The following is a 13,257-nucleotide window of genomic DNA, read 5'->3' on the forward strand; positions in this document are numbered from 1 at the left end:
CTACAGGTGCACTCAGCCGAGAAGGCTGACGCCGATTGAGAAGTTGGTGTGTTTGACGGAGTGGGCGATGAGGCCCAGCGAAAGCAGGCAGGCGTGCTCCAGCGTTCGCGCCATGATCAGCGGCCCGGTGTCCATCGGGCGCAGTCCGAGGCTCTCGATGAACGCCGAGACACGCGCCTTTGCCTGCACGTCGTCCCCGGCGATGAACACGTCCAACGGGTGGCCCTCGACAGGACCGGCAGCCAGGACGTGGGAGAAGTGGGTGTTGAACGCCTTGACGACTTTGGCGTCGACAGGGGCTGCTTTGGCAATTTCCTGTGCGCCGAAACTGGTCTCAGGGGTCACAAAGCTTGTGAAGTCAGGGGCGACGGGGTTGGTGATGTCGACAAGAAGCTTGCCTGCCAGTTCTTCGCCGTATTGCTTCACCACGTCGAGCACGGCTGAGTAGGGAACCGCCAGGATGACAATATCCCCGGCCGGGGCTGCGCCGAACGTTCCTGTCGTAGAGCCGGCTCCGATCTGCTCGGCCAGCGCCCGCGCCTTGGCGGCGTCACGACTCATCACCTCGATAGTGTGTCCGGCTTTGGCGGCAAGGCCTCCGATCGATGCGGCCATGCCACCTGAGCCGATGATGCTGATAGTGCTCATGTGCAGTTTCCTTACAGATGGGGGGTGATCACTTAAGGACCGCCGACTCGATCCGGCGACTGCGTTCAACCTGCGACCCATGCTGGTCGCTTCACTTGCAAAAAGCAAGTGACGCGACGGAAATTTACTTGCACCATGCAAGCAATGCTAAGATCCGGCCATGAAAACACCATCCAAAGAAGACGTTCGGTCCCATTGCGCAGTGAACTATGGCGTGGAGATTTTCGGCGACCGGTGGTCGCTCTTGATCATTCGCGACATCGTTTTTGTTGGTAAGAAGACGTATGGCCAGTTCCTGAAATCGGAAGAAGGAATCGCGTCTAATGTCCTTGCTTCCCGCCTTGCCTTTCTTGAGGGGCAAGGAATTCTCTCGAAGGCACCCAACCCCGACGACAGACGCAAGGATTTTTACACGCTGACAGAGAAAGGCCTGGACCTCATTCCCATCGTGCTCAACATCGTGCTTTGGAGCGCGAAGCACGATTCGAAGTCGTACGCACGGGACCTCGAGGAGTTCGTTACCCGATTAAGTGAAAGCCCCACGCAGGTGAGCGAAGAGCTGAAGGCGCTGGTCCGCAATGGCGGATGTATGTTTCCTGAGAGCAAGGAATGAGCAAGACGGCAAGCGCCGCCCTGGGGTCGAAAACAGACCCCGCTGAACGGCTGCTCTGGGTCGATTCCTACCTCTCGCGACAGGCAGAAATTGGCCAGAAGCGGTCATGTCTTACCCCTTGAAAACGCTTTCTGGACATCTTCAAGCTCCCGCCATGGGTTGATACCTGGCGCGTCTTCACGCAATCCAGTGCGTGGACAAAAGCGTTTGCTCGGTCGCATTCAAACTGCTCTGCCTGGCAAGATTTGAGTGCAGATTCATCCCCATAAATGACAGTAGCTCGAAGGCTGTGGCCAATTAAGTCTCAGGAGCTCGCTGTAGGGTGTAGTATCAATACCTGTCCTTCAGATATCAGTTAGCCATGTCCACGCTAAGCGAAGAGAGCCGTCAGATCGTAGCTTCTCTGGCGCACCGTGTTGGTCCCAACGCTGACATTGCAACAATTGCACAGGCGATAGCTTCAGTATTGCGGGATATGGACGCAGCCCTCACGCCCATCATTGGCCAGCAAGGGGTTGCCGCACTTTATCGCCGCAGCCTTCAACTGTGCGCCTCCCATCATCCGCGCCTGGCCGGAACCTATGACAGTGTTCAGGCCGCCCTGGATCTGATTGCCCTCAAGTCAGTAATCGTTGAGCAAAGCGAAGCCGATGCGTTGTTTTTCGGCGAAACGTTGCTGATGACTTTTTACGAGTTGCTAACCACGCTGATCGGGCCATCGCTCACTACCCGTTTGCTGCGTGGCGTGTGGGCCCCTTCTTTGAGCGACACCCCTTCGCAGGAAACTTCGCCATGAGCACCAAAGTGACTATCAACCGCCTGGCCACCGGTGTGCCAGGACTGGACGAGGTGCTGGGCGGAGGTTTGCCGGAGTTTTCGTTCAACCTGATCGCTGGCCCGCCTGGCTGCGGCAAGACCACTCTGGCGCATCAAATGATGTTCGCCCTCGCAACGCCCGAGCGTCCGGCATTGTTCTTTACCGTGCTGGGTGAGCCGCCGCTGAAGATGCTGCGTTATCAGCAGCAATTCGACTTTTTCGACAGCGAAGCGATCAACCATTCGATCCGCTATATCAACCTGGCCGCCGATACGCTGGCCGGGAATCTCGACGAAGTGCTGCGGCGTATTGTCAGCGAGGTGGAGACGCATTCCCCGGCGCTCGTGTTCGTCGACTCGTTCCGTTCGGTGGTGCTGGCCAGCCAGACCCAGGACAACCCGAACAACAACCTGCCGCAGTTTGTTCAACAACTGGGCATGCTGATGACCACCTGGCAGGCGACGACCTTCCTGATTGGCGAATATTTCACTGAAACCGACACCAACCCGATTTTCACCGTGGCCGATGGCCTCATCTGGCTGCGCCAGAGCGTTCAGCGCAACTCGATGGTGCGCAAGATGGAAATCATGAAGATGCGCGGCCAACCGACGCTGCCCGGGCTGCACACCTTTCGCATCGCCACGTCGGGAATCAAGGTCTTTGCGCCAGCAGCACTCAACCCGGTTGAAGCTCCGTTGGAGTTCCCGATCAAGCGCCTGAAAATGGGCGTGCCACAGCTCGATGAGATGCTCGGCGGAGGCCTGCCCCGTGGTTACTCGTTGCTCGTGGCCGGGCCGTCGGGCTCGGGTAAAAGCATTCTGGCCGCGACCTTTCTCGCAGAGGGTGCGCGCAATGGCGAAACCGGTGTGATCGCAGTGTTCGAACAACGGCCTAATCATTCCCAGAACGCCACTCTCGCGGGCCTGATACAGAGCGGTCAGGTGGGCCTGGTGGATAGCCGCGCACCAGACCTGTCCATCGACGAGATCGTGCAGTTGCTTTTGATTGAGATCACCCGGTTGAAGGCCACCCGCGTGGTGATCGACTCTTTATCAGGCTTCGAACTGGCGCTGGCGCCGACCTTCCGCGAAGATTTTCGCGAATCGCTGTCGCGTATGGTCACCGCCCTCACCAGTGTCGGCGTCAGTGTATTGCTGACCTCGGAGCTGGAAGACCGCTACACCGACCTGCGCTTCAGTCCTTACGGCACGGCATTTCTCACCGACGCGATCATCGTTCAGCGCTATATAGAAGTGCAGAGCCGCTTGTTGCGCATCATGGCCGTGGTCAAAGTCCGGGCCAGCGCTCACTCCGATGAGTTGCGCCTGTACCGCATCGACGATCACGGTTTGCAGATTGGCGACATGTTACCGGATCAGGAAGGTTTGCTCGGGGGCCGTCCCACCCGGCAGCGTCTGGGCAATAAAAACGGATGAGCAAAAATCATGAGTGAGGCCAAAGGCAAGAACGAACTGGCGATGGCTTCGGCCGCTCGCGAGCTGTTCCTGCTTGGCCAGAAAACCGTCGAGGCGCGCGCGGTGCTGGCCGCGCTGAATCAGGAATTGAACGAGGCCAACACCCAGCTCGCCCGGAACCAGCAGCTCGAGCAACTGTTAGAGGCCAATCAGCAATTGGTCCTGGCGATTTTGTTGGCGCAGTCGGACGCGGAAAAACCCCGGCACTCCGCTGAGGAGCAGCAGCGCTATCTGGAGATGCGCGAAGCCAACGAACAACTGATCCTGGCGGCTCTTAGTGCGCAACACTTGCAAGCTTCGGCCGAGCATAGCCTGGAACAACAACGCAACATTCTGACGATGGTCGCCCATGAACTGCGCAACCCGCTGACGCCCATCAGCATGATCGCCGGCCGGCTGGTGCGGGTGCCCAGTGAAGAACTGCCAAGGATGCAGGCGCTGATTGAAGGTCAGGTGCAACACATGACTCGGTTGGTGGACGATTTGCTCGACGTCTCTCGTGTCAGTACCGGCAAGCTGCGTCTGGATTGCCACCTCGTCGACATGGTGCAGATCATCCATCAGGCCATCGACGTGTGCAGCCCGTTGATGACGTCTCACCATCTGCACTTCACCGCCGAACTGCCCGAGTTCGCGCTCCCGGTGGAAGGTGATTCCGTACGACTTACGCAGATTCTCGGCAACCTGCTGGGCAACGCGGCCAAGTACACGCCAGCTGGCGGCAGCGTCATGCTTTCGGTTACGGCCAAAGCCGATCTGCTAAAGATGAGCATCCGCGACAACGGCATCGGTATTTCCGCCCAGGCGCTGCCGTTTATCTTCGAGCCATTTGTACAGGATGTGCATGCAATCGGCTTCAACGGCGCAGGCCTTGGTATTGGTCTGACGGTGGTACGAGAGTTGGTCGAAGCCCATGGCGGCACAGTGACGGGCATGAGCGAGGGCGACGGTAAAGGAAGCGAGTTTGTGGTGACTCTACCGCTGGTAAAAAATCAGCTTTTTTGACATGGGTATTGGGAGCACTACTACCCGGTAATCCCTTCTTACGACGGCCATCGTGGATGGCTGTACTCGGTGGCGGTGCACCCGTCGCACCGCAGAAAAGGCATAGGGATGAATCATCTCTGGGTTACTCGACCGAGCCGCGATTCAGTATGGGCAAAAAGATCAAGTCGAATATCGAGATGCCGGGAGGTGAACGTCCGCTTCGATTGCCGCCGTTCACGATGGGCAGAAATCGGCCAAAAGCGGCCCCTCTGTCCCCTCAAAAATATCGCGACTAAAGTCCCTACCATCAGGAACTACAATCCATTGTAGGAGGGCTTTAGCCACAAGCTTTTGATCTTAAGTAATGGAGAAATCAGGCCGATTCTGACTGGAAGTAGCCTTTTAGGGACCCACATCTTCTTTTCGGACGCATGACCTACGCTTTTAGAATTACTCATTAACCTTTCTCATATTGCAGCCGATGCCCCTACCTTAGGGCATAGGAGCAATACAGATGAGAAACAACCAACCGGTTACGCAGCGCGAGGTTGCCCTTGGGCCTCAACAAAAACTCATCTCGACAACGGATGCGCGGGGCGTCATCACGTACTGCAATGACGCCTTCGTCGAAATCAGCGGTTTCAACAAGTCCGACCTGATCGGCGCGCCTCAAAACATCGTTCGTCACCCCGACGTGCCCTCCGCCGTCTTTGCCCATATGTGGGGCGCGCTCAAGCTTGGCAAGCCGTGGATGGGCATCGTCAAGAACCGCTCGAAAAACGGCGACCACTACTGGGTCAACGCCTACGTCACGCCGATTTTCGAGGGGCGTGAGGTTGTGGGCTATGAATCGGTCAGGGTCAAGCCGACGGCGGAACAGATCCGTCGCGCCGAAGCCCTCTATAAACGCATCAGACTGGGTAAGTCGGCCGTCCCGGTCAGTGATCAATGGCAACCCGCCCTGCTCGCCTGGCTGCCGGTGTTGACCATGGGCCTGGTGGGTGCATTGGGCGGCGTGTTCCTCGGCATGTCGGAGGCGATGATCCTGGCTGTCGGGGTATCGGTGCCGCTCGGGCTATGGGTGTCGAGTCGGCAAAACCGCGGCGCGCTGCATCTGCTGGAAATGGCTGAAGCTTCCACCTGCGACGCTTTGCTGGCCAAAATGTACAGCGACGGACGTGGCCCCCAGGGACGCCTTGAAACGGCGTTTATCAGCCAGGCCTCCCGTCTCAAGACCTGCCTCACCCGGCTGCAGGATACGGCTGAGCAACTGACCGGCCTTGCCGGCCGATCCGACAGCCTCGCCACCGACAGTTCCCGTGGGCTTGATCGCCAACGAGTCGAGACCGAACAGGTGTCGGCCGCGGTCAATCAGATGGCGGCCACCACACAGGAAGTCGCCAGCCACGTCCAGCGCACCGCTGACGCTACTCAGGAAGCCAATGTGTTGACCGGACGCGGACGCGACGTGGCGCGGGACACCCGCGAAGCTATTCAGCGCCTCTCGGTGGTGGTGGGTGAAACCGGGCTGACCGTCGCGCAGCTGGCCAAGGACAGCAATGAAATCGGCACGGTGGTTGACGTGATCAAGGGCATTGCCGACCAGACCAACCTGCTGGCGCTGAACGCCGCCATCGAAGCCGCGCGGGCGGGCGACATGGGTCGAGGCTTTGCGGTGGTCGCAGATGAAGTGCGCCAGTTGGCGCAGCGCACGACGGAGTCCACGATCCAAATCCATAACCTGATTTCCAAGTTGCAGGTCTCATCCAGCAACGCGGTGAAAACCATGGAAAGCGGTCAACGCCAGGCCGAAGAAGGCGTGGCGTGGGTGCTTGAGGCAGATAAGGCATTAGTCGGTATCAGTGAAGCGGTGGCGAACATCACGGACATGACCACCCAGATCGCCGCTGCGACCGAGGAGCAAACCGCCGTGGCCGAGGAAATCAGCCGCAATATCACGACCATTGCCAACCTGGCGGATCAGACGTCTGAACAGGCCAGGCATTCGGCAGAGCTGAGCAAGGAACTGACCCAGACCGCTAAAACTCAGTACTCATTGGTCGAGCGATTTAACCGATAACCCATCAAATTTTTAAAAAAACCCCGCTCCAGGGGGGGGGTAAATTCCAGGCACCAATCAAATCTGACGGTGCGGTGGGGGGAGTAGTTGCAGCCCACGCATCGACCGCAAACAGCTAAAAACCTCTTGAAATGAAGTGTTCAGGGCGAGTCCGATTTGGGTCGATTTCTGCCCATCACAAGGGGCAGAAACCGGCCAAAAGCAGCCGTTCAAGACAGTACAGCCGGCTGACTTTTCACTCTGTCGAAGAAGAGTGAATGAGATATCTTGACGAGCTGTCGATCCGCTCAACCTTACAAGGAAGCCAATGCTCAGTTCACTCGTATCAAATGGTCAGCCACAAACGCCTGACCGTTTAGAACTGATGGTCCCCTGGTGGAGTTTTACGAAAACAGTCCTGGCTGCTACAGCCCTATCGTTGGTGCGTGATGGACTGATCGGATTGGACGATCCAATCCTTGATCAGCCTTTCACGTTGCGCCAGCTATTGCGACATGAGGCGGGTCTGGCCGATTACGGCGAACTTGCGGAGTATCACGCTGCCGTTACGAACAGTGAGCCAGCCTGGCCGGTAGATGAAATGATGCAACGCCTTGATGGTGCTCGAGTTCGGTACAGTCCCGGAACCGGTTGGCGTTACTCGAATGTCGGCTACTTGCTCATCGGCAGGCTAATTGAGCGGCTAACTGATCTGACGCTTGATGATGCAGTGATTCAACGTGCACTTACCCCTCTAGGTCTGTCTAACGTCCGCTTTGCTAAAACGCGAGTAGACTTCCAATCGACACATCTTGGAAGCACCTCAAATTATGACCCCGCGTGGGTCTATCATGGCTTGCTGATCGGCCCAATTTCGCAAGCAGCGCTATTTCTGGATCGACTCCTCGACGGAGACCTGCTCTCCTCGAGCTTGCTTCAGGAAATGCAGACAGCACGAACATTGGGCGGCCCGATTCCCGGGCGCCCATGGATCACCCCGGGCTATGGCCTTGGTATGATGCAAGGGTCGATTGATGGCGGATATTCCCTATGCGGGCATACAGGCTGCGGGCCAGGCAGCGTCATCGCTGTCTACCGTATCTGCGACGGTGACGCATCGGCTTGTTGCGCCGCTTTTGAGACGGGCGCCAGTGAAGGAGCAGTCGAAGCCATCGTTGTTGGGCAGCTGATGCAAGTTCTGCGGCAGGGGACATAAGGCCTCTAAGTTCTTTTGGCGTCGGCCTCAAGATTCGCCGGATGACCGCTTTGGTTCGAAAACCGTCTCTCCTGAGCGACTGTTTTTGGCTGGTTTCTGCCTTTCACAAAGGGCTGAAAACAACTCAGAGTGGACGGATCGGCCTGACGTGGACCGGTCCGTCGATGGCGGTTAGAAACACCAGTCCTCAGCGTTTACGACACGACAGAATGGACCCGCGAGGGTCGCGTTGTGATGAGCGACAATTTCTTCGGCCTTCAGCGCAGAGGTGTCCGTGCAGGTATGACCATCGGCGATTAGCACCGCATCGAAACCATGGTCTCGTGCGGCGCGGCGTCGTCGGTCGTTTGATGGCTATCGAAGGCAATACGGCCTGAGGAAGCTAGGGCGTAAAGCCCTAGCGGATAGGAGATATCACTTTTTCTTTTTCGCCGGCTTTTCTGCCTTGTCTGATTTCTTAGCCTTTTCTGGCTTGCTATCAGCTTTTTTTGCAGATTTCTTTGGTTCGGCATCTTTTTTCTTATCTTTCTTTTCGGAAGATTTCGAAAGAGTTGAGGCCGCAGCTGATTTCTTTGCCGGTGATGACTTTTTGTCTTTCAAATCTTTACTGGCGTTCGAAGCTCCACCTTTGCCTTTCTTCTCGTCTTTAGCCACGTTGATCACCTCTCGGAGTATGCCGGTATTGGCACATTGCCTGTGCGATTACCCACAAGCTAATCATTAGGCGAGCGCGTCCAATTGCGGTTCAAATTTTTTGATGCGTTGAGACTGGTTATCGATGTAACACCGATATGTACTGAGTCTGGCCCCCCCCCAATGTCCGCTGACGACTCGTAGCGGACATTGTTAAACCACCATTGCGTGCCGCGAAAAAGCCGCACTTCGTTTCAAATATTTAAGGAGTACGTTCCTCTACCCGAGTACGGTGGCGAATGCTTGGGGCGTCGGGCTCTCCTCCCATTGTGCAACGGCTTCCGGCAGAACCAGCCAAGGTTGCTTGCGTCGCGTCCAGATATGCGCCACCGGCTCGAAGCGCTCCGTGCCTTCCAAAACCCCGGCCCGTACCACACGCATGCCGGGCGCGGCGGTGGTCTCGTTGAACAGCCGGGTATGGCACACGCCGCAGGCATGTTGCGTGGACGTTTGCCCTTGGTGCTCGTGCACAAAGGTCGCCGTTTCGCCTGTCACCTGCACTGCTGGAGCCGCGCACAGCAAATGCAGGCCGAACGCGCTACCGCTCCAGCGCTGGCAGTTCAGACAATGACAGGCATACAGCGGTGGCAGTTGCTGCGCCTCGATTTCGATGCTGACGTGCCCACATCGACACTGACCGGTGAATCTCATGCGTTGACTCCTTACAATGACGCCCGGATAAGTTCGGGGCGCATGATCCCTCTTCACACACCCGAGCAGAAGAGCAAAAAAGGAGCAACTGTTGGTCAAGAATGTATGAGCGGTCTTGAATGGGAAAGCCAGCAGGTGTTCCTCGCGGTGTTGCGCTCTGGCAGCCTGAGCGGCGCTGCGAAGTTGCTGGGGATTGCGCAGGCCACGGCACGCCGACGCCTCGATCATCTTGAGCAGGCACTCGGCCTGAGCCTGTTCACCCGCACGCCTACAGGGCTGACACCAACTAGTAGGGCGCGGCGCCTCATTGATCATGTCGAAGCCATGGACCTCGCTGCGCAAGCCTTCAACCGCGCGGCCAGCGCTGAAACGTCGGTGGACCATGGCACGGTGCGGCTGACCTGTGGCGAATTGCTGGGGGTGGAGGTGCTGCCCGGTTTACTACGAAGCTTCCATTACAGCCACCCTGGGCTGAAGCTTGAGTTGAGCATCGGCGACGCACTGGAAGACATCGCCAGGCTGCAATCGGATATAGCCGTACGCCTGATGCGTCCCATGGAAGCCGATATCGCGGTGCGGCGGGTCGGCAGCTTGCGGATCGGCATCCATGCCAGTGCCGAGTGCCTGGAACGTTATGGTAACCCGGTCAGCCTACCGTCGCTGCGCCAGCGGCCGCTAATCGGGCCGGACAGACGCTCAGCCGACTTGCGTCGTTTGGTCGAAGCCGGGCTGTGTGAAGCCGGTCAGCATTTCGCGATTGCCGCGGATCATCACCTCGCGCAACTGGCTGCGCTAAAAGCGGGATTGGGCTTCGGTCTTTGCCCGACGCATATCGCCAGAAGCCACGGGTTGATACATGTACTGCCAGACAGCTTCGGCTTCGAAGTCGATGTGTGGATCGCGATGCACAGTGACTTGCGCAAAATCAAACGGATCGTTAAGGCGTTCGAAGTGATAGGTGAGGAATTCCATCACTACCTGCGCTCGAGCGACCGCTGAGGGAGGTGACTGGACGTCCACTGTTTGATTAGCTGGCAGTTATGGTCGTCAGCGGACGTAGTCGAACGCCCGCTTATGGCCGAACGGTCACTCAGCTGTTCAGCGACATTGGTTTATCGCCACCTGGAGGCAAGCCAAACAACTTCCGTACCCCGTTAAGAAACGCTCCATAAGGTCGTCCCAGAAAGAGCATTATCAGGGCCGCGCCTAAAGTGCCGCGCACCAGGCCGCCTCCCGATGCTCCACTGAAAGCAATGATCGCCGCATAGATGGGAACCTGGAAACTGACGAGGGCAATACTGTCCCATAGCACCAAGGAAACCCGGCTCTGACTGGCTCGCTTCATCAACCAATCCCGCCATATGCCGTAAGGTCTCGCGACTGGAATCATCAGGCACGCTCCCAGAAGGCGAGCATGAAGGACCTGATCCCACGTCATGCCAGCAATGAAACGTTCATTGATGATGCCGGTGGCCGTGAAAAACAGGATCAGCGCAGTGGTGTCTGCAAAAAACGCAGTCCGACGCATTGGCTGTTGCAGGCGTTGAGGCAAATCACATCTCCTCTCGTGGCTTGAACAAAAAGCCGATTTTCCGCCGGTCGCGACAGGCAGCTTCGGGTCGATGACTGTCCTTTGGGACAGGCACCAATCGGCCAAAAACTATCACTCACCCAAGCCGCCACTAATCAAAAAACGGCTCAACCAACATCCGGCTCCCCACAAAAAAACTGTCCGCAACCAATCGCAACGGCTGGAGATCCAGGTCACTGGCCTTGTCGCTGATCAGCTGTTGAAAATGTCGATACACCGCGGCGTACTCGCCCTCCTCCGATACGGCCTGGCGCACGCCGTCGATACTCAACAGTGCGCCGCCGTTGTCCAGTCGCAGGATGCCTTCGGTGCAGCGGATCTCGATGCTCCAGAGTTCATCGTGACCGTGGTCGAAATCGAACTCCGCGCGGACATCGAGGTGGCGGGCGTCGGACATTTTGATGGATGCGGCGATAGGCGACTGGCAGTTGCTCGGGACTCGCAGTTCGGCGGACTCGACAAACAGCGGCAGCGCCAGCAGATGGGTGGCAATCGACAAGGCATTGATGCCGGGATCGAAGACGCCCAGGCCGCCGGGTTGCCAGATCCATGCCTGGCCGGGGTGCCACTTGCGCACGTCTTCCTTCCAGTCGATCTGTACGCTTTGCAGGGTGCAGGTGGCCAGCCAGTCACGGGCGGCTTCGATGCCGGGCGCGTAGCGTGAATGCCAGGCGAACAGACCACTGACGCCTTGCTCACCGGCCTGATCCACCAACGCCATCGCTTCGCCCAACGTGGCGCATGGCGGTTTTTCGACCAGCACGTGTTTGCCAGCGGCCAGCGCTTGTTGCACCAGAGCGAATCGTCCTTGTGGCGGTGTGCAAAACGCAATCGCATCCACCGGCGGGCCGTTGTCGAGCAGCTCTTCCAGGGACTGAAAGTTCTCGACCCCGGCGCAAGGCTGCCCTTGCGTTGCGACAGCGACCAACTGGAAGGCGGGGTTGGCGTTGATAGCGGGGACGTGCTGATCCTGGGCAATCTTGCCGTAGCCCACCAGACCGAGACGGATTGGTTGCATCAATGACTCCTGGTTTTTTTTCTTGTCTTGGAACGCGAACTGGCGAGATTACGTTTGTATGGCGGGGAAGTCATTAATGGGCTCGAAACCTTTACCTGTTAAGGCGCAGGGCGTCGAAAGCATCCCGTGCCTGGCAGGCGCTATAGGTGATTTGTGCGGCGACCAGTCCGGCCAGGCCAAACGTACGGGTCAACCCGAACTTGCCGAAACCGTCGGGAATCGGGATGGACCTGGCGATAACATCAGCCAGAACCTCCCCCGCCACCGTCGTGGGCGCCATGCCATGCCCACCAAAACCAACGGCGTGCCAGACGCCTGCTTCATCCTGGCCAATCTGGGCCATTTGATGCCGGCCATAACTCATCAACCCGCCCCAGGCATATTGGATCTCTACACCGTCCAGCTGGGGATACACGGATAAAAGATCTGTCTTTAGCAGACTGGCGATCGTTTCCGGGATCCGATTAAGCACCGAAATCCGCCCTCCCCACAGAATCCTGCTGTCGCTTAGCGGACGGTAGTAATCAAAAGCAAACCGCGTGTCGTAGATGGCTGACTCACAGTCAATCGCGTCTTTCAAACGAGCCCCGAGCGGTTCGGTGGCAACAACATAGGTGGCGATGGGCAACACAGCGCGTTCGACAGGGCGATAGACGCCGCGCGAGTATCCGCCACAGGAAAAGATGACATGCTCGGCATGCACTTCGCCGCTCTCGGTTTTCACCACAAAGGTTTTTCCACGCTTCTCGATCATCAGTGCGGATGATTGCTCGTGAATACGCACACCGAATCCCGCCACGGTGCGAGCAATGCCGTACACGTACTTGAGAGGGTGAAAGTGGAACGCGTTACGCTCCAGCAGACCGCCGAAATACCGATCAGTCTTGAGTAGCTCTTTCAACTGGCCTGGCGGCAGGTATTCCCAATCCACCCCATAGACGTCACTCATCAGCTTTCGCGGTGTTTCAAGCCGTGAAGGGTCGTTGAACCAATTGGCGAGAATCACACCCTTGTCCACCAAGTCACAATCGATGCCGTAGTGTTTGACTCGATGACGAATCAACTCGACGGCATCCAGCGTCAGCCGGTAAAGGCGTTGCGCCTCTTGAACGCCAAGGGTGGCGAAAAGATCAGCGTTTCCCAGGCTGTAGCCGCCGAAGACGAAGCCGCCATTACGACCCGAGGCACCATGACCGAGGCGATGGGACTCCAGGACAACGACGTCAGTGACACCACGCTCCGCCAATCCGAGTGCGGTCGACAGGCCTGCCAGGCCACCACCAAGGATGCACACTTTGGTATCAACACGACCCGACTGGGCGGGATAGGTGGTGATGTCAGCCGTGGTTTCATAAAAGGTTTGCTGGAAATCCGTGCTCATACGTTCATCCTGGGCGAACGCACGGATGAGTAACGGACATTCGCATGGCCGCCCATTGAAGTGTTTGGATGCGTTGCAATTCACGTTTACCATGCTTCTAACTCGCAT

Annotated in this window: 13 protein-coding genes and 3 pseudogenes; 9 read left to right on the forward strand and 7 right to left on the reverse strand. The window is 57.6% G+C overall.

What is annotated here, in order from left to right:
- Positions 1-12 precede the first annotated feature (12 nt).
- Positions 13-648, reverse strand: a complete 636-nt coding sequence (locus J2Y86_RS06435; RefSeq protein WP_253428942.1) for an NADPH-dependent F420 reductase — start codon at positions 646-648, stop codon at positions 13-15.
- A 160-nt stretch (positions 649-808) separates the two neighbouring features.
- Here J2Y86_RS06435 and J2Y86_RS06440 point away from each other — a divergent pair, with 160 nt between their 5' ends.
- The 8 genes and pseudogenes from J2Y86_RS06440 (at position 809) to J2Y86_RS06470 (ending at position 7,815) form a co-directional block, all read left to right on the forward strand.
- On the forward strand, positions 809-1,261 hold the full coding sequence (locus tag J2Y86_RS06440) for a winged helix-turn-helix transcriptional regulator (RefSeq protein WP_253428944.1): 453 nt from the start codon (positions 809-811) through the stop codon (positions 1,259-1,261).
- Between the two features lie 361 nt (positions 1,262-1,622).
- On the forward strand, positions 1,623-2,057 hold the full coding sequence (locus tag J2Y86_RS06445) for a hypothetical protein (protein WP_253428946.1): 435 nt from the start codon (positions 1,623-1,625) through the stop codon (positions 2,055-2,057).
- Positions 2,054-3,514 (forward strand): ATPase domain-containing protein, encoded by a 1,461-nt coding sequence (locus J2Y86_RS06450; protein ID WP_253428948.1) that lies wholly within the window; start codon positions 2,054-2,056, stop codon positions 3,512-3,514. The genes J2Y86_RS06445 and J2Y86_RS06450 overlap by 4 nt, the downstream gene beginning before the upstream one ends.
- 9 nt (positions 3,515-3,523) lie before the next feature.
- Positions 3,524-4,558, forward strand: coding sequence for a sensor histidine kinase (locus J2Y86_RS06455; protein ID WP_253428950.1), 1,035 nt, complete (start codon positions 3,524-3,526; stop codon positions 4,556-4,558).
- Positions 4,559-4,585: 27 nt separating this feature from the next.
- Positions 4,586-4,734 (forward strand): annotated as a pseudogene (locus J2Y86_RS06460) (GNAT family N-acetyltransferase); the annotation flags it as partial.
- A gap of 320 nt (positions 4,735-5,054) precedes the next feature.
- Positions 5,055-5,321: pseudogene (locus tag J2Y86_RS30370) on the forward strand (PAS domain-containing protein); the annotation flags it as partial.
- Positions 5,322-5,579: 258 nt separating this feature from the next.
- Positions 5,580-6,620, forward strand: coding sequence for a methyl-accepting chemotaxis protein (locus tag J2Y86_RS06465; protein WP_437180681.1), 1,041 nt, complete (start codon positions 5,580-5,582; stop codon positions 6,618-6,620).
- Between the two features lie 307 nt (positions 6,621-6,927).
- Positions 6,928-7,815 carry a serine hydrolase domain-containing protein gene (locus J2Y86_RS06470; RefSeq protein ID WP_253428954.1) on the forward strand — a complete coding sequence of 296 codons (888 nt, stop codon included), beginning with the start codon at positions 6,928-6,930 and terminating at the stop codon, positions 7,813-7,815.
- 171 nt (positions 7,816-7,986) lie between these two features.
- On the opposite strand, the pseudogene J2Y86_RS06475 reads toward J2Y86_RS06470, so the two are convergent.
- The 3 genes and pseudogenes from J2Y86_RS06475 to J2Y86_RS06485 all read right to left on the reverse strand — a co-directional run.
- Positions 7,987-8,160: pseudogene (locus J2Y86_RS06475) on the reverse strand (cysteine hydrolase); the annotation flags it as partial.
- A 69-nt stretch (positions 8,161-8,229) separates the two neighbouring features.
- Positions 8,230-8,478 (reverse strand): hypothetical protein, encoded by a 249-nt coding sequence (locus tag J2Y86_RS06480; RefSeq protein WP_253428956.1) that lies wholly within the window; start codon positions 8,476-8,478, stop codon positions 8,230-8,232.
- A 249-nt stretch (positions 8,479-8,727) separates the two neighbouring features.
- Positions 8,728-9,159, reverse strand: coding sequence for a GFA family protein (locus J2Y86_RS06485; protein WP_253428959.1), 432 nt, complete (start codon positions 9,157-9,159; stop codon positions 8,728-8,730).
- A 105-nt stretch (positions 9,160-9,264) separates the two neighbouring features.
- On the opposite strand from J2Y86_RS06485, the gene J2Y86_RS06490 reads away from it, so the two are divergent.
- Positions 9,265-10,158 carry a LysR family transcriptional regulator gene (locus tag J2Y86_RS06490; protein ID WP_253428961.1) on the forward strand — a complete coding sequence of 298 codons (894 nt, stop codon included), beginning with the start codon at positions 9,265-9,267 and terminating at the stop codon, positions 10,156-10,158.
- A gap of 91 nt (positions 10,159-10,249) precedes the next feature.
- On the opposite strand, the gene alaE is transcribed toward J2Y86_RS06490, so the two are convergent.
- From alaE to J2Y86_RS06505, 3 genes are all read right to left on the reverse strand, one after another.
- Entirely contained in the window at positions 10,250-10,711 is a 462-nt protein-coding gene (gene alaE / locus J2Y86_RS06495) for an L-alanine exporter AlaE (protein WP_253428963.1), read from the reverse strand.
- Between the two features lie 130 nt (positions 10,712-10,841).
- On the reverse strand, positions 10,842-11,768 hold the full coding sequence (locus J2Y86_RS06500) for a Gfo/Idh/MocA family protein (protein WP_253428965.1): 927 nt from the start codon (positions 11,766-11,768) through the stop codon (positions 10,842-10,844).
- 91 nt (positions 11,769-11,859) lie between these two features.
- Complete coding sequence (locus tag J2Y86_RS06505; RefSeq protein ID WP_253428967.1) at positions 11,860-13,149, reverse strand: NAD(P)/FAD-dependent oxidoreductase; 1,290 nt, start codon at positions 13,147-13,149, stop codon at positions 11,860-11,862.
- Positions 13,150-13,257: the final 108 nt, after the last annotated feature.

It is taken from the genome of Pseudomonas migulae (assembly GCF_024169315.1).
Classification (GTDB): Bacteria; Pseudomonadota; Gammaproteobacteria; order Pseudomonadales; family Pseudomonadaceae; genus Aquipseudomonas; species Aquipseudomonas migulae_B.

Excerpts from the sequence above, each read along its gene's own strand:
- J2Y86_RS06505 (WP_253428967.1), bottom strand. The coding sequence starts at position 13,149 with ATGAGCACGGATTTCCAGCAAACCTTTTATGAAACCACGGCTGACATC.
- J2Y86_RS06500 (WP_253428965.1), bottom strand. The coding sequence starts at position 11,768 with ATGCAACCAATCCGTCTCGGTCTGGTGGGCTACGGCAAGATTGCCCAG.
- J2Y86_RS06440 (WP_253428944.1), top strand. The coding sequence starts at position 809 with ATGAAAACACCATCCAAAGAAGACGTTCGGTCCCATTGCGCAGTGAAC.
- J2Y86_RS06435 (WP_253428942.1), bottom strand. The coding sequence starts at position 648 with ATGAGCACTATCAGCATCATCGGCTCAGGTGGCATGGCCGCATCGATC.
- J2Y86_RS06465 (WP_437180681.1), top strand. The coding sequence starts at position 5,580 with ATGATCCTGGCTGTCGGGGTATCGGTGCCGCTCGGGCTATGGGTGTCG.
- J2Y86_RS06445 (WP_253428946.1), top strand. The coding sequence starts at position 1,623 with ATGTCCACGCTAAGCGAAGAGAGCCGTCAGATCGTAGCTTCTCTGGCG.
- J2Y86_RS06490 (WP_253428961.1), top strand. The coding sequence starts at position 9,265 with ATGAGCGGTCTTGAATGGGAAAGCCAGCAGGTGTTCCTCGCGGTGTTG.
- J2Y86_RS06450 (WP_253428948.1), top strand. The coding sequence starts at position 2,054 with ATGAGCACCAAAGTGACTATCAACCGCCTGGCCACCGGTGTGCCAGGA.
- J2Y86_RS06485 (WP_253428959.1), bottom strand. The coding sequence starts at position 9,159 with ATGAGATTCACCGGTCAGTGTCGATGTGGGCACGTCAGCATCGAAATC.
- J2Y86_RS06455 (WP_253428950.1), top strand. The coding sequence starts at position 3,524 with ATGAGTGAGGCCAAAGGCAAGAACGAACTGGCGATGGCTTCGGCCGCT.
- J2Y86_RS06470 (WP_253428954.1), top strand. The coding sequence starts at position 6,928 with ATGCTCAGTTCACTCGTATCAAATGGTCAGCCACAAACGCCTGACCGT.